This is a genomic window from Janthinobacterium sp. ROICE36, assembly GCF_002869965.1.
Classification (GTDB): Bacteria; Pseudomonadota; Gammaproteobacteria; order Burkholderiales; family Burkholderiaceae_D; genus Janthinobacterium.
The window spans coordinates 15339-29291 of record NZ_PEBS01000033.1; the positions used below are offsets into that span (position 1 = coordinate 15339).

Consider the following 13953-nt stretch of genomic DNA (forward strand, 5'->3'; position numbering starts at 1 on the left):
ATGTCGAAGCGTCACGCCGCCGCACCCTTGCCTATGCGCGATGGTGTGGCGCCCAGTTATCTGTGGTTGCCGGAAGGGCAGTGGCCGGACATGCTCACCTTTCTGATCGAGCGCTATCCGCAGATCGGCGCCGCGCAATGGCAAGACCGCATGGCGCGCGGCGAAGTGCTCAATGGCGATGGCGCCGTGCTGGCGCCCGGCAGCGCATACCGGCGCGGCATGCGTATTTTTTACTACCGCGAGCTGGAACGCGAAACGCCGATCCCGTTTCAGGAAGAGATCCTGTTCCAGGACGAACACCTGGTGGTGGTCGACAAGCCGCACTTCTTGCCCATGACACCGGCCGGGCGCTTCGTGCAGGAGACCTTGCTGACGCGCCTGAAGAATCAGTTCAATAGCGCCGACCTGACGCCCATCCACCGCCTCGATCGCGAAACGGCTGGCGTGGTTCTCTTCTCGCGTCTGCCGGCTAGCCGCGGCGCCTACCAGACGCTATTCCAGCGTCGCGAAGTGCATAAGGTCTATGAGGCGCTGGCGCCGCGCCTGGAGGGCAGGGATTTTCCGTTTACTTATCGCAGCCGCATGGTCGAGGCAGAGCAGTTCTTCCTCATGCGCGAGGAAGCGGGCGAGGCGAATTCGGAAACCATCATCGACGTGATCGAACGGCGCGGCGACATGAATCTGTACCGCCTGCAGCCGCACACGGGCCGTAAGCACCAGTTGCGCGTGCATCTGGCCGCGCTGGGCATCCCCATCGTCAACGATGCGTTCTATCCGCTAGCCTCGCCATGCGAGGAAGACGACATGTCGCAGCCTTTGCAGCTGCTGGCGCGCGCGATCGATTTCACGGACCCTTTGAGCGGCGAGCCGCGCCATTTTGAAAGCCGGCGCAGCCTGTAGCGGTGCTTACGCCTTGATGGTGTAATCGATGATCAGGGGCGCGTGGTCGGAAAACCGCTCGTCCTTGTAGACGCTGACCGTGTGCGCTTGCGCGGCGATGCCGGGGGTGGCAACGTGGTAGTCGATGCGCCAGCCTACGTTCTTCGCGTAGGCCTGGCCCCGGTTGCTCCACCAGGTGTACTGGTCTTCGCGCTTGTCCAGGCCGCGGTGCACGTCGACAAAGCCCACTTCGTCGAAGACGCGCGTCAGCCACGCCCGTTCCTCGGGCAGGAAGCCGGAATTCTTCTTGTTGCCCTTCCAGTTTTTCAGGTCGATTTCGTGGTGAGCGATGTTCCAGTCGCCGCAGATGACCACTTCGCGCCCCAGCGCCTTCATTGCCAGCAAGTGCGGCAGGAACAGTTCCATGAAGCGGAACTTGGCCTCCTGGCGCTCCGGGCCGGATGAGCCGGATGGACAGTACACGGAAATGACAGACAGTTTGCCAAAATCACAGCGCACATAACGCCCTTCGGCATCGAATTCGGGGCTGCCGAAACCGATATGCACGGCATCCGGTTCCACCTTGCTGTACACGCCCGTGCCGGAATAACCCTTTTTCTCGGCATAGTGGAAATGGCCATGGTAGCCGTGCGGATTGAGGAATTCGGGCGTCATGTCGGGCAGTTGCGCCTTCAATTCCTGCACGCAGATGAAATCGGCCGTTTGCGTGCCCATCCAGTTGAAAAAGCCTTTTTTGGCGGCGGAACGGATGCCGTTTAGATTGGCGGAGATAATTTTTGGCATAGGTTGAGAGTGAAAGGGCGCTGGACGGGGCCGGCGGGCGCGGCATGGCGATTGTCTCGCCGCTGCGCGCGGATTAAAATACAGGCACTTTTAAAAAATGAGGCTAATGTGAATAATTTACGCCAGCAGTTTATCGCGTTTTCAGTATCCAAGGGAGTCTTGCGGTTTGGCGAGTTCACCACCAAGGCCGGACGATCATCGCCGTACTTCTTCAATGCGGGTCTGTTTCATGACGGCGCCACCCTGGCCGAGCTGGCGCAGTTCTACGCGCAGACCCTGCTCGAATCGGGCGTCGAATTCGACATGCTGTTCGGTCCCGCCTACAAGGGCATCACCCTGGCCTCGGCCACCGCCGTGGCGCTGGCCGGCAAGGGGCGCAATACTTCGTTTGCCTTCAACCGCAAGGAAGCCAAGGACCATGGCGAAGGCGGCACCATCGTCGGCGCCAAGCTGCATGGCAAGGTTGTCATCATTGACGATGTGATCTCCGCCGGCACCTCGGTGCGTGAATCGGTGGACATGATCCGCGCCGCCGGCGCCGAGCCATGCGCCGTGCTGATCGCCCTGGACCGCATGGAGCGCTCGGGCCCGGATGGCCAGCTGTCGCCAAGTTCGGCGGTGCAGGAAGTATCGAAACAGTACGGCATTCCCGTCATCTCGATCGGCAACCTGGACGATCTGTTCGGCTACCTGAATGGCGCTGGCGCCGATCCGGAACTGCTCAAATATAAAGAAGCCGTTTCCGCCTACCGCACCAAATATGGCATTTAAGTCGTCTTTTCCAGCAGCGCCCGCAGCCGCAGGTCGCTGCAGGCAGCGCTGGCCGATGGATGGCATTGCAACAGCCGCCGCAGCAGCGCGCCGCCGATGCCGCGCCGCCGGAACGGCGGTTTCACGAACAGCATGTTCACCGTCACCCCATTCGCGCACTGGCTGATGTCGAGCATGGCCACCTGCTGGCCATCGATCCACGCGCACAGCGCGCTATCCCCCTGCCAGTCGATCTGCATCACGCCAACCATGGTTTGAGCGCCGCATGCAGGCCCAGGGCGAACAGGCCGACAAAAAAACATCGCTTGAATGCTTGCTGCGCGATGCGCCCGCGCAGCCATTGGCCGGCCAGCATGCCGACCAGCGCAGGCAGCAGCGCATACGCGGAAGCACTGGCCGCACCGAGACTGAAGTCGCCGTGCAGGGCCAGGCTGGCCGCCAGCGCCACGGTCGATGTGGTAAACGCCAGGCCCAGTGCCTGCACCAATGCATCGCGCGCCAGCCCCAGTCCTTGCAGATATGGCACGGCGGGGACCACGAACACGCCCGTGGCGGTCGTCACCAGTCCTGTTGCTGCACCCGCTACGGGCCCCAGCCAGGTTTCGTGCCGCGCCGGCACCCGCAACTGCAGCGAGAACAATCCCGCCAGCGCGTACAGCATCAGCGCCACGCCCAGCGCGACGACGGCCCAGGCACCGCTGTCCTGCGGCAGCAGGGCGCCTCCCGCCAGGGTGCCCGTCATGACGCTGGCCAGCATGGGCCACAAGCGTAGCAGCAGGGTGCGCAGGCCCGGCCCGGCCGCCAGCTGCCAGACATTCGTCACCATCGACGGCACGATCAGCAGGGCTGCCGCCTGCACGGGCGGCATGACAAGGCTGAGCGTGCCCATGGCTACCGTCGGCAAGCCCAGTCCGACTATGCCCTTGACGAAGCCAGCGACGAGAAAACTGGCGCCGACGGCCAGCAAAAATGACGTCTCCATCTTGTTTATTCCACAGTGATTTTGCGTGAATTCTGCGCGTGCTGGCGGATTTCGCCAAGGTGGATTATTTTGAGTCAGCCTAAGGCAAATACGAAGGCTGATAAGATGGCGAAAAGGGGAGCTGTCATGCGTTTTGATCTGATCGACTTGCAGCTGTTTGTCAACGTGGTGGAAGCGGGCAGTCTGACGGCGGGCGCCGCGCGCAGCCACCTGGCGCTGGCGTCCGGCAGTGCGCGCGTGCGCGGTATGGAGGAGGCGCTGGGCATGCCCTTGCTGCTGCGCGGACGGCGCGGCGTGGAGCCGACCTCCGTGGGCCAGACTTTGCTGCATCACGCGCGCCTGGTGCTGCTGCAAATGGAGAAAATGCGCGGCGAGCTCGGTGAGTTTACGCGTGGCTTGAAAGGGCAATTGCGGCTGCTGTGCAATACGGCCGCGCTCAGCGAATTCCTGCCCGAGGCGCTGGGCGCATTTCTCGACCGCCATCCGAATCTGACCATCGACCTGGAAGAGCGCCTCAGTTACGATATCGTCAAGGCCGTCTCGGAAGGGCTGGCCGACATGGGCATCGTGTCCGACTCGGTCGACATGCGCGGCTTGCAGACGTTTTTGTTCCGCCCCGACCGGCTGGTGGTGATCGCGGCGGCCGACGGCGTGCATCACCGCGCCCTTGGACCGGATGGCGTCGTCGAGTTCTCCACGGTGCTGGATCACGATTTCATCGGCCTGGCGGACGACAGTGCGATGCAGCAGTACCTGGGCATGCACGCGGCGCGCCTGGGCCGTCCGTTGAAGGTGCGCGTGCGCCTGCGCAGTTTCGATGCGGTCTGCCGCATGGTAGCCAACGGCGTGGGCATCAGCGTGGTGCCACTGGCGGCGGCAAGCCGCTGCCAGCAGACGATGGCGCTGCGCTGCCTGGAATTATCCGATCCTTGGTCGGTACGCAATCTAACGATCTGCGTGCGCCAGTTCAGTGAATTACCCCTGTATGCGCGCCAGTTGATCGATCATCTGAAAGCGTGACAGTGCATGACAGGAGTAGCGATGCGTTTTTCAGAAGACAAGATGGCCAGCCTGCTGTGCAGCGACCAGGTCGAGCGGCCCATCCACATCTGGCAGCCGGAGCATCCACGTGCCGTGATCCTGGCGATCCACGGCGGCATGCCGCATGCGGGCGACTATGTCACGCCGGCGCTGACCTTCCGCCAGCACGCCATCGCCACCGTCAGCTTCGACATGGTGGGCCACGATGGCAAGCGCAAGGTGGATATTCCGTCATTCGAGGCCTTTCTCGACGACGAGGAACGGTTCCTCGCCTGGGTCAATCAGGCGTATCCGGGCTTGCCTATCTTTGTCATGGGCCATTCCATGGGCGGCCTGATCGCCACGCATTTGGGGCTGCAGCGTTTTGCGGGCGACCCGGCCATCAAGGGATTTATTATTTCATCGCCGTATTACGTGAATGCGATTCCCGTGCCGAAGGTGCTGCAGATGTTGTCCGGCTGGCTGGCCAGGCGCCACCCGACGATGAAGGTTCCGCTGGGGAATCTGACCATGCTGCTGACGCATGATCAGACCATCACCGAGCGCCATTTCCAGGATGAGCGCGACGGCATCCGCGCCAGTGCAGCGTCGGTGCGCTTCGCCCATGCGCTCACGTCGGCGCAAAAGGAACTGGCGGGCGGTTTGTCGGATTGGCGCTTTCCCCTGTTCGCCGTGGTGGCGGGCGACGACAAGCTGGCCAATAGCCGCGCCACGGAAAGCCTGCTGCGCAGCGTGCCCGAGGGCCTGCTCGACTATCACTACTATCCGGCCAATTACCACGAGAATTTCAATGAAGTGAACCGCGACGTGATCTTTGCCGCCATCCTGGCCTGGATGGAAAAACTGCTGGCACCCGTGCCGGCGTGAGTCGCAGGTATCGCTATAATTGGATAAATTGAGTTTACCGCCGGCGCGCCGGCCCGGTCCCCGCGGCACAGGGGAATATTCAAGGAACGAACGATGCGCTTGCTGATTGCCCTGATACTCCCGTGGCTGACCTTTTTCACCATCGGCCGCCCCATTGCCGGCATCATTTGCCTGATCCTGCAAATCACCTTGATCGGCTGGCTGCCAGCGACGATCTGGGCCGTGTATGCGCTGAGCCAGTACAAGACGGACCAAAAGATCGCCGAGGCCATGCGCCAGCGCTGATGGCGATCTAAGTCCTGTTTAAGCTGCGTTTCCTATCTTGATTCAAACTACATGAGGAGAGTGAGATGGCACAAAACAGACGCGGTACCCTGGGCCTGGCGGCGGCAATGCTGGCTGCCGGGCTGTTGCTGGGAAGTGCTGCGCAGGCGCAGGGTGATAGCGCTTTGCCGCCCGTGCAAAAGAGCGGCGCGGTGGAATACCTGAGCGGCGGCATCGGCCTCGATGAATCGACGGCCATCAAGAGCGCCAGCCGGCATTGGCCTTTGAGCCTGGTGTTTTCCGTGCAGGCGACGGGCAAGGCGGAATTTGCCTCCGACGTGAAGCTCGAGATACGCGACGCCAAGGGCGCGCAAGTGCTGGAAACGACGGCCAACGGACCGTTCCTGCTGGCGAAACTGGCGCCAGGCAGCTACAGCTTGCGCGCCACCCTGGCCGGCAAGACGTTGCAACGCAAGGTGCAGGTCAAGGCGGGATCGTCCGCGCGCGTGGAACTGGTCTGGCCGGCGGGAACGAACCAGGGCCGGCCTTGATGGGCGACGGCAGCCCGATCAGCTGACCGCGAGCACGCGTCCTTCGGCGGTGCTTTGCAGCGCCAGTTCGATCAGGCGTATCGTCGCCGCCGCATCTTCGACTGCCACGGGGGCCGGTGCGCCGTGGCCGATGGCGTCGGCCATGCCCTGGTAAAAGTCCTGGTAGCGGCCCGCCTGCATCTCGAGGTGTTCAACATGGCCATCCGGCTGCGTGCCCAGGTGCAGTGCGCCGCGCACGGGGTCAACGCCCCAGCCGGGTTGGCCTGGCCTGCCGCCCGCCTTCAGGGCATCTTCCTGCGGGTCGAGGCCAAATTTCACGAAACTGCCCTTGTCGCCATGCACGGCGAAGCGCGGCGTCGGCGCCTTCACCAGGCAGCCGGCTTGCAGTACCACGCGCAGCCGGTCGTAGTACAGTACAAGGTGGAAATAATCTACAGCCTGCGCGCCATCGCGCTGCAGGGCGATATCGGCATACAGCTTTTCAGGCTGGCCGAACAGCTGCGTGGCCTGGTCCAGCATGTGCGGGCCCAGGTCGTACAGCAAGCCGCCACCGGGTGCGTCGGACTCGCGCCAGCGCTGGCGGATCTCGGGGCGGAAGCGGTCGAAATGCGATTCGACATTGGCGATGCGGCCCAGGGTGCCTTGCGCCAGCAGCGCTTTCAGGGTCAGGAAGTCGCCATCCCAACGCCGGTTGTGATACACGCTGAGTACCAGATTGTTCTTTTTTGCCAGGGCGATCAGGCTCTGCGCTTCAACGCTGGAAATGGTGAAGGGCTTGTCGACCACCACGTGCTTGCCCGCCTGCAGGGCCGCTTGCGCCAGGCTGAAATGCGCTGCATTGGGCGCGGCAATGACAACCAGTTCGATCGAGGCATCGTCAAACAGCTGCGCCGCTTCCGCATACACGGTGGCGCGCGGCCAATCCTTGTGCACGAGCTCCGGCTTGCTGGAGGCGACGGCCGCCAGTTCCAGGGCATCGATGGTGGACAGCACGGGAGCGTGGAAGGTGGAGCCGGCAAAGCCGTAGCCGACCAGGCCGGTCTTGATCTTGTTCATGGCGGGTTCACAAGTGCGTGGAAGAATCCATGATCATACCCGCAAGCGGGCGGCGGCAGCGCTGCAGCGATGTTGCCACGATGCCGCCGCGCTTACATTAGCGCAGGCTCCAGACGTATTGCAACTTTACGCTGGCGCTGACAGGCTTGCCGCCAGCGAGGGCCGGCTTGAAGATGCACTTGGCAATGCCGCTGCGCGCCGCCTCGTCGAGGGCAGGATGGCCGCTGCTGTTGACCACGCTCGAGCCCGATACCTTGCCGGAGGCCTCGACGTCAAAGGACATGATCACCGTGCCTTCTTCCTTCGCCTGTAGCGATGCGGCCGGGTAGACCGGTTTGCTGCAGACGCCAAAGTCGATGACGGGGCGGCGCTCCAGCACGGGTGCGCTGTCGGCAGCGACGGCCTGGCCGTAGATGCCGAGGCAGGCGCCGGCGAGGGCCAGCAGCGGCACGGCCGCTTTCCAGTTCAGGGTTTGTGGTGCGGGGCGCAGCAATCGTGTGATACGTGACATAAGATCTCCTCCGTTGGCCGCCTGGGCCAGGTGGTGGGTTGAGAACTGGAGACGTTCCAGTTCCGAGAGTGCAAGAGCCAGACGCCGCGGTTCGCCCAGTTGTCTTGCTGCGAAATCATCTGCAATGTGTTCGCGTTCGAGGCGCACGCCGCGTGAAATCCACCAGACGGCAGGGTGGAAGAACAGCAGCGCCTCGATGGCGTTTTGCAGCAGGTTGACCAGATAGTCGTGGCGCCGGATGTGCGCCAGTTCGTGCGCCAGCAGCGCATCGAGCAGCTGCGGCGGCATGCCGGTGATCAGCGCTGCAGGCACCAGCACCATGGGGCGCCAGATGCCGGCCGTGAGCGGGCTGACGATGTTGTCGAGTACGCGCAGGCGCACGGGCCGCGCCACGCCGGCATCCTGCGCCATGCGCGACAGCCTTGTTTGCAGTTGTTCGTGTGTGGCGCCCGTCTTGCTGGCGCTGCGCTCTATCCACAGCATGCCCAGTGCCATGCGCATGGCCAGCACTGCGGCGCATAGGGCCCACACGCCGACGACGGCGCGCAGCAGCAGGTCCAGGTCCGGCAAGCCTTCGGGTACCAGCAGGGTGGCCGGTAGCAAGGGGCTGGCGAACATGGCGCCCGCTGCATCCATTCCCGCCAGACGCAGATACAAGCCCGTCGCCGGCCAGGCCAGGCAGGCCAGCAGGGCGCCGCAACCGACGCCATAGCGCGCTTGCGGCCGCGCATTGCGCAGCACGGCCCAGGCCAGCGCCGTGGCGCAGCCGATCAGCAAGCCTTGCCACAGGAAGTGCAGCAGGGTCCAGCCCAGCGCTGGTACGAAGCCGCTCATGACTGATCGTCCTTGAGCATTTTTTCGATCTCTGCGCGCTCGGCGCGCGACACGCCCGTGCGCAACGCCGCCAGCACCAGCGCCTTGGCCGAACCGGCAAAGGCTTTTTGCATCAGTTCCTTGAGCAGGTTGGTCTGCAGGCTGTCCTGTGCCTGGGCCGGCGCATACACGTGCGAACGCTGGCTTGCGTCGCGAATCAGCAAGCCCTTGCCGTGCATGATCTGCATCAGGCGCAGCACGGTGCCGTAGGTGATGGCCGGCTTGGTCAATGCCATCGCCTCGTGCACTTGCTTGGCCGTGGCGGCGCCCAGCGGCCACAGTGTTTGCAGCAGATCGAGTTCGGCTGCCGTCGGTTTCGGGATGTCGTGCGTCTTGGCCATGCTGTTTTCCTCTTGCCGGAATTTCAATATGGCTAGATTAATCGTTGTAGACAGAAATGTATACTTAAATTTTCAAGGCACAATCAAGGCGCTGTCCAGCATGGGAAAGGAACTAGACAAGCTTGTTTATGCATGGGGCGGCCAGGCGAAAAAAAAGACGCCGCAGCGTCTTTTTTTGGGGGGCGTGCGGAATTATCCCGCCAGCTTGGCCTTCAGCAGTTCCGTCAGTTGGGCCGGGTTGGCCTTGCCCTTGGAGGCCTTCATGGCCTGGCCGATCAGCGCGTTAATCGCCGCTTCCTTGCCGGCGCGGTACTGTTCCACCGACTTGGCGTTCGCCGCCAGCACTGCATCGACGATGGCTTCCAGTGCGCCCGTGTCCGAAATCTGCTTCAGGCCCTTGGCATCGATGACGGTATCGACCAGGTGCTCGTCGTTCGATTTCGCTTCCCACATGCCGGCGAAGACTTCTTTTGCCGCCTTGTTCGAGATCGTGCCATCGGCGATGCGCATGAGCATGGCGGCCAGCTGCGCGGCGGAGACAGGGGCTTCGTCCAGGTCTACGCCTTCGCGGTTCAGGGTCGATGCTACATCGCCCATCAGCCAGTTGGCGGCGGCCTTGGCGTTTTCCTTGCCGGCCTTGTCGACCACGGCGACGAAATAGGTGGCCATGGCTTTCGATTGCGTCAGCACCAGCGCATCGTATTCCGGCAGCGCGTATTCGCTGATGAAACGCGCGCGCATGGCTGCCGGCAGTTCCGGCATCGAGGCCTTGACCGTGGCTATCCACTCTGGCGAGATGACCAGCGGCGGCAAGTCGGGGTCCGGGAAATAGCGGTAATCCTGGGCGTCTTCCTTGCTGCGCATTTCGCGTGTTTCCTTGCGGTCCGGATCATACAGACGCGTTGCCTGCACGACCTTGCCGCCGTCTTCGATCAGTTCGATCTGGCGGCGCACTTCGACGTGCACGGCTTCCTCGATGAAGCGGAAGGAGTTCAGGTTCTTGATTTCGCAGCGCGTGCCGAATTCCTTCTGGCCGACGGGACGCACGGAGACGTTGACGTCGCAGCGGAACGAGCCTTCCTGCATGTTGCCGTCGCACACGCCCAGCCACATGACCAGCGAGTGCAGAGCCTTGGCGTAGGCCACGGCTTCGGCGGCGCTGCGAATTTCCGGTTCCGAGACGATTTCCAGCAGCGGCGTGCCGGCGCGGTTCAAGTCGATGCCGCTCATGCCCGCATAGTCTTCATGCAGGGACTTGCCGGCGTCTTCTTCCAGGTGGGCGCGCGTCAGGTTGACCGTCTTGGTGACGAATTCGCCATCCTTTTCGTAGCCGAAGGTCAGAGCGCCGCCGATGACGACGGGGTCTTCGAACTGGCTGATCTGGTAGCCCTTGGGCGAGTCCGGATAAAAATAGTTCTTGCGCGCGAAAACCGAGTGCGGCGCGACGGTGGCGCCCACGGCCAGGCCGAAGCGGATTGCCCGGTCAACGGCCTGCTTGTTCATCACCGGTAGCACGCCTGGCAGCGCCAGGTCGACAGGGCTGGCCTGCGTGTTGGCGTCGGCGCCGTACTTGATCGGCGAACCGCTGAAAATTTTGGATTCGGTCGTGAGCTGCACGTGGTTCTCAAGACCGATGACGACTTCCCATTGCATAGTGTTCTCGCTTATTTTTTGGTGGCGCCGCCTGGGCGGCGCGAATTTTTTCTTAGATACCGGCAGTTGCGTTGCCTGGAGCACGCGTATGCCAGTCCGTCACCAGCTGGTACTGGTGGGCCACGTTCAGCAGTTTGGCTTCGCCAAAATAATTGCCGATGATTTGCAGGCCGACGGGGCGCTTGCCATTCTTGTCTCCTGCGCCGAAACCGCAAGGGATAGCCATGCCGGGCAGGCCGGCCAGGCTGGTCGACAGGGTGTAGATGTCGGCCAGGTAGTTCGCCACCGGGTCGTCCGTCTTGTCGCCCAGGTCCCAGGCGACAGTTGGCGCGACGGGGCCCATGATGACGTCGCAGACGGCGTTCGGGCCATTTAATACGGCATCGAAATCCTGCGCGATCAGGCGGCGGATCTTTTGCGCCTTCAGGTAGTAGGCGTCGTAGTAGCCGTGGCACAGCACATAGGTGCCGACCATGATGCGGCGCTGCACTTCCGGGCCGAAGCCCTGGGCGCGCGACTTCTTGTACATGTCCTGTAAATCCTTGTACTCGGCAGCGCGGTGCCCATAGCGCACACCGTCATAGCGCGACAGGTTCGACGACGCTTCGGCGGGCGCGATCATGTAGTAGGCGGGAATCGACAGGGCCGTGTTCGGCAGCGAGATGTCGACCAGGGTGGCGCCCAGTTTTTCATACTGCGCCAGCGCGCCGCGTATGGCCGCTTCCACGTCCTTGGCCAGGCCCTCGCCGAAATACTCGCGCGGCACACCGATGCGCAAGCCCGTGAGGGGCTGATCCAGGCTGCGTGAAAAATCTTCCGTCACGCCGCCCTGATCCGGCGACAGGCTGGTCGAGTCGCGCTCGTCGAAGCCGGCCATGGCGGTCAGCAGCAGGGCGCAGTCTTCGGCCGAGCGGGCCATCGGGCCGCCCTGGTCCAGCGACGAGGCAAAGGCGATCATGCCGAAGCGCGACACGCGGCCATACGTCGGCTTGATGCCGGTGATGCCGCAGAAGGCGGCCGGCTGGCGGATCGAGCCGCCCGTGTCGGTGCCGGTGGCCGCCGGGGTGAGGCCGGCAGCGACGGCGGCGGCCGAGCCGCCCGAGGAGCCGCCCGGCACGGCGGCGTTGTCCCAAGGGTTCTGCACGGCGCCGAAGGCCGAGTTTTCGTTGCCGGAACCCATGGCGAATTCATCGCAATTGACCTTGCCCAGGGTGACCATGCCGGCCGCCAGGAATTTTTCCACCACGGTGGCGTCAAACGGGCTGGCGTAGTTGGCCAGCATTTTCGAGCCGGCCGTGGTGCGCCAGCCTTTTGTCACGAACAGGTCCTTGTGCGCGATCGGCACGCCCGTCAATGGCGTGGCCGTGCCGGCGGCGATACGCGCATCGGCCTCTGAAGCTTGCGCCAGGGTCAGGGCACGATCGACGTGCAGGAAGGCGTTCGAAGTGTCCGCTGCGATGCGGTCGAGGAAGTGCGTCGCCAGTGCAACGGCGGAAATTTCCTTGTTCTGCAAAAGCGTGGACAGCTGTTTGATGGATTTTGTATGCATGGCGTTTCTATTTTGATATTCGGCAAGAAGGCGGGAGCGGCGCACCGGCGTGTTTATTCGATAACCTTGGGCACGAGATAGAGTCCATCCTGGACCTTCGGTGCCACGGCCTGATAGGCGTCGCGGTGATTCGTTTCCGTGGCGACGTCTTCACGCAGGCGCAGGGCGATATTGTCCATGTGGGCAGCCAGCGGGTGGCTCAGGGGGGCCACGCCATCGGTATTGACGGCTTGCATTTGTTCCGCCAGTGCAAAAATCTTGTTCAATTGGGCCAACGAGGTGACGGCCTGATCGTCGGCCATTTCGAGTTGTGCCAGGTGGGCGATGCGTTTTACGTCGGATAGTGTCAGGGACATGGCGAATGGCGCGGAGTGACGCGCATGAGTATTAAGTTGGCGTTTTGATAAAACGCGGGTATTTGCTGCTTTTTTGCGCACAAAAGCCGAGGAATGCCGCGTAAGTCGCGGCCGCAAGAGTCGCACTTTTCCATGGTTTTTGAGCAAATCGCATTCAAATTATAAGGTAGAATGGCGGGTTAATGCGTTGTCGGCGCTGATGGACTGCTGCCGCAGCATAGAAAAGATTGCGCAAGCGCCAAGCGAAACCCGGGAAAATCGCCTTCATGGATTTTCAGGGTGCCTGAAAGCGCCCGCTTTGAAACTCCCCATAAACAGCTTTTGCGCAGCTCGATGCGCTACAGGACACTCATGTTTGGTTTTTTACGCAGGTATATCTCCACCGATCTGGCCATTGATTTGGGCACGGCCAACACTCTTATTTATGTGCGCGGCCTCGGTATCGTCCTCGACGAACCATCCGTCGTCGCCATCCGCCAGGAAGGCGGTCCGAATGGCAAGAAGACCATTCAGGCAGTCGGCAAGGAAGCCAAGCAGATGCTGGGCAAGGTGCCGGGCAATATCGAAGCGATCCGTCCGATGAAAGATGGCGTGATCGCCGACTTCACCGTGACCGAACAGATGCTCAAGCAGTTCATCCGCATGGTGCATGACTCGAAATTCTTCCGCCCTTCGCCGCGCATCATCATTTGCGTGCCGTGCGGTTCGACCCAGGTCGAGCGCCGCGCGATCCGCGAATCGGCGCTGGGTGCCGGCGCTTCGCAGGTATACCTGATCGAAGAACCGATGGCAGCGGCCATCGGCGCGGGCCTGCCCGTGTCGGAAGCGACCGGCTCGATGGTGGTCGACATCGGCGGCGGCACCACGGAAGTGGGCATCATCTCACTGGGCGGCATGGTCTACAAGGGTTCCGTGCGCGTGGGCGGCGACAAGTTCGATGAAGCCATCGTTAACTACATCCGCCGCAACTACGGCATGTTGATCGGCGAACAGACGGCCGAAGCCATCAAGAAGGCCATCGGCTCGGCTTTCCCGGGCTCGGAAGTGAAGGAAATGGAAGTCAAGGGCCGCAACCTGTCCGAAGGCATCCCGCGCTCGTTCACCATCTCCAGCAACGAGATTCTCGAAGCGCTGACCGACCCGCTGAACAACATCGTCTCGGCGGTGAAAAACGCGCTGGAACAGACGCCGCCGGAACTGGGTGCCGATATTGCCGAAAAAGGCATGATGCTGACGGGCGGCGGCGCACTGTTGCGCGACCTGGACCGCTTGCTGATGGAGGAAACCGGCCTGCCGGTGCTGGTGGCCGAGGACCCGCTCACCTGCGTGGTGCGTGGTTCCGGGATGGCCCTGGAACGTATGGACAAGCTCGGCTCGATCTTCTCCTACGAATAATCTGACAGAAGGGCCGGAAACCATTCCGGCCTTTTTTGGGTTTTGGCGCCGGCGTTCGAC

At 62.5% G+C, this 13953-nt stretch carries 16 protein-coding genes; 7 read left to right on the forward strand and 9 right to left on the reverse strand.

Features of this window, described 5'->3' with window-relative positions; translation table 11 throughout:
• Window positions 1-900, forward strand: coding sequence for an RluA family pseudouridine synthase (locus tag CSZ94_RS14725; RefSeq protein WP_102122186.1), 900 nt, complete (start codon window positions 1-3; stop codon window positions 898-900).
• Between the two features lie 6 nt (window positions 901-906).
• On the opposite strand, the gene CSZ94_RS14730 is transcribed toward CSZ94_RS14725, so the two are convergent.
• Window positions 907-1683 (reverse strand): exodeoxyribonuclease III, encoded by a 777-nt coding sequence (locus CSZ94_RS14730; RefSeq protein WP_102122187.1) that lies wholly within the window; start codon window positions 1681-1683, stop codon window positions 907-909.
• A gap of 108 nt (window positions 1684-1791) precedes the next feature.
• On the opposite strand from CSZ94_RS14730, the gene pyrE reads away from it, so the two are divergent.
• Window positions 1792-2454 carry an orotate phosphoribosyltransferase gene (gene pyrE / locus CSZ94_RS14735; RefSeq protein WP_102122188.1) on the forward strand — a complete coding sequence of 221 codons (663 nt, stop codon included), beginning with the start codon at window positions 1792-1794 and terminating at the stop codon, window positions 2452-2454.
• Here pyrE and CSZ94_RS14740 read toward each other — a convergent pair.
• Window positions 2451-2693 (reverse strand): GNAT family N-acetyltransferase, encoded by a 243-nt coding sequence (locus tag CSZ94_RS14740; RefSeq protein WP_180977485.1) that lies wholly within the window; start codon window positions 2691-2693, stop codon window positions 2451-2453. The genes pyrE and CSZ94_RS14740 overlap by 4 nt on opposite strands.
• On the reverse strand, window positions 2693-3436 hold the full coding sequence (locus tag CSZ94_RS14745; RefSeq protein ID WP_102122190.1) for a sulfite exporter TauE/SafE family protein: 744 nt from the start codon (window positions 3434-3436) through the stop codon (window positions 2693-2695). The genes CSZ94_RS14740 and CSZ94_RS14745 overlap by 1 nt, the downstream gene beginning before the upstream one ends.
• A 126-nt stretch (window positions 3437-3562) precedes the next feature.
• Here CSZ94_RS14745 and CSZ94_RS14750 point away from each other — a divergent pair, with 126 nt between their 5' ends.
• From CSZ94_RS14750 to CSZ94_RS14765, 4 genes are all read left to right on the forward strand, one after another.
• Entirely contained in the window at window positions 3563-4456 is an 894-nt protein-coding gene (locus CSZ94_RS14750; RefSeq protein WP_102122191.1) for a LysR substrate-binding domain-containing protein, read from the forward strand.
• Between the two features lie 21 nt (window positions 4457-4477).
• Entirely contained in the window at window positions 4478-5344 is an 867-nt protein-coding gene (locus CSZ94_RS14755) for an alpha/beta fold hydrolase (protein ID WP_102122192.1), read from the forward strand.
• 93 nt (window positions 5345-5437) lie between these two features.
• Window positions 5438-5629, forward strand: a complete 192-nt coding sequence (locus tag CSZ94_RS14760) for a YqaE/Pmp3 family membrane protein (RefSeq protein ID WP_102122193.1) — start codon at window positions 5438-5440, stop codon at window positions 5627-5629.
• Window positions 5630-5694: 65 nt separating this feature from the next.
• Complete coding sequence (locus CSZ94_RS14765) at window positions 5695-6159, forward strand: carboxypeptidase-like regulatory domain-containing protein (RefSeq protein WP_102122194.1); 465 nt, start codon at window positions 5695-5697, stop codon at window positions 6157-6159.
• Between the two features lie 18 nt (window positions 6160-6177).
• Here the strand turns inward: CSZ94_RS14765 and CSZ94_RS14770 are convergent, their stop codons facing one another.
• The 6 genes from CSZ94_RS14770 to gatC all read right to left on the reverse strand — a co-directional run bounded on the left by CSZ94_RS14770 (window position 6178) and on the right by gatC (window position 12498).
• On the reverse strand, window positions 6178-7215 hold the full coding sequence (locus CSZ94_RS14770) for an oxidoreductase (RefSeq protein ID WP_102122195.1): 1038 nt from the start codon (window positions 7213-7215) through the stop codon (window positions 6178-6180).
• Window positions 7216-7312: 97 nt separating this feature from the next.
• The gene (locus tag CSZ94_RS14775) at window positions 7313-8560 is read right to left on the reverse strand and encodes a M56 family metallopeptidase (protein ID WP_102122196.1); all 1248 of its coding nucleotides are present in this window, start codon (window positions 8558-8560) and stop codon (window positions 7313-7315) included.
• The gene (locus CSZ94_RS14780) at window positions 8557-8940 is read right to left on the reverse strand and encodes a BlaI/MecI/CopY family transcriptional regulator (RefSeq protein ID WP_102122197.1); all 384 of its coding nucleotides are present in this window, start codon (window positions 8938-8940) and stop codon (window positions 8557-8559) included. The genes CSZ94_RS14775 and CSZ94_RS14780 overlap by 4 nt, the downstream gene beginning before the upstream one ends.
• 192 nt (window positions 8941-9132) lie before the next feature.
• Window positions 9133-10608, reverse strand: coding sequence for an Asp-tRNA(Asn)/Glu-tRNA(Gln) amidotransferase subunit GatB (gene gatB / locus CSZ94_RS14785; protein ID WP_258000987.1), 1476 nt, complete (start codon window positions 10606-10608; stop codon window positions 9133-9135).
• Window positions 10609-10645: 37 nt separating this feature from the next.
• The gene (gene gatA, locus CSZ94_RS14790; RefSeq protein ID WP_102122199.1) at window positions 10646-12142 is read right to left on the reverse strand and encodes an Asp-tRNA(Asn)/Glu-tRNA(Gln) amidotransferase subunit GatA; all 1497 of its coding nucleotides are present in this window, start codon (window positions 12140-12142) and stop codon (window positions 10646-10648) included.
• 53 nt (window positions 12143-12195) lie between these two features.
• Window positions 12196-12498: an Asp-tRNA(Asn)/Glu-tRNA(Gln) amidotransferase subunit GatC gene (gene gatC / locus CSZ94_RS14795; RefSeq protein ID WP_071079526.1), complete on the reverse strand. Its 303-nt coding sequence runs from the start codon at window positions 12496-12498 to the stop codon at window positions 12196-12198.
• A gap of 351 nt (window positions 12499-12849) precedes the next feature.
• Between gatC and CSZ94_RS14800 the strand changes: the two genes are divergently transcribed.
• Window positions 12850-13893 (forward strand): rod shape-determining protein, encoded by a 1044-nt coding sequence (locus CSZ94_RS14800; protein WP_010393186.1) that lies wholly within the window; start codon window positions 12850-12852, stop codon window positions 13891-13893.
• Window positions 13894-13953 lie beyond the last annotated feature (60 nt).

Bases quoted from the DNA above. Each gene is read 5' to 3' on its own strand.
- CSZ94_RS14800 (WP_010393186.1), top strand. From the start codon at position 12,850: ATGTTTGGTTTTTTACGCAGGTATATCTCCACCGATCTGGCCATTGAT.
- CSZ94_RS14730 (WP_102122187.1), bottom strand. From the start codon at position 1,683: ATGCCAAAAATTATCTCCGCCAATCTAAACGGCATCCGTTCCGCCGCC.
- CSZ94_RS14760 (WP_102122193.1), top strand. From the start codon at position 5,438: ATGCGCTTGCTGATTGCCCTGATACTCCCGTGGCTGACCTTTTTCACC.
- CSZ94_RS14755 (WP_102122192.1), top strand. From the start codon at position 4,478: ATGCGTTTTTCAGAAGACAAGATGGCCAGCCTGCTGTGCAGCGACCAG.
- CSZ94_RS14780 (WP_102122197.1), bottom strand. From the start codon at position 8,940: ATGGCCAAGACGCACGACATCCCGAAACCGACGGCAGCCGAACTCGAT.
- CSZ94_RS14770 (WP_102122195.1), bottom strand. From the start codon at position 7,215: ATGAACAAGATCAAGACCGGCCTGGTCGGCTACGGCTTTGCCGGCTCC.
- CSZ94_RS14725 (WP_102122186.1), top strand. From the start codon at position 1: ATGTCGAAGCGTCACGCCGCCGCACCCTTGCCTATGCGCGATGGTGTG.
- CSZ94_RS14745 (WP_102122190.1), bottom strand. From the start codon at position 3,436: ATGGAGACGTCATTTTTGCTGGCCGTCGGCGCCAGTTTTCTCGTCGCT.
- CSZ94_RS14765 (WP_102122194.1), top strand. From the start codon at position 5,695: ATGGCACAAAACAGACGCGGTACCCTGGGCCTGGCGGCGGCAATGCTG.
- CSZ94_RS14750 (WP_102122191.1), top strand. From the start codon at position 3,563: ATGCGTTTTGATCTGATCGACTTGCAGCTGTTTGTCAACGTGGTGGAA.
- CSZ94_RS14740 (WP_180977485.1), bottom strand. From the start codon at position 2,693: ATGCAGATCGACTGGCAGGGGGATAGCGCGCTGTGCGCGTGGATCGAT.
- gatA (WP_102122199.1), bottom strand. From the start codon at position 12,142: ATGCATACAAAATCCATCAAACAGCTGTCCACGCTTTTGCAGAACAAG.
- gatC (WP_071079526.1), bottom strand. From the start codon at position 12,498: ATGTCCCTGACACTATCCGACGTAAAACGCATCGCCCACCTGGCACAA.
- CSZ94_RS14775 (WP_102122196.1), bottom strand. From the start codon at position 8,560: ATGAGCGGCTTCGTACCAGCGCTGGGCTGGACCCTGCTGCACTTCCTG.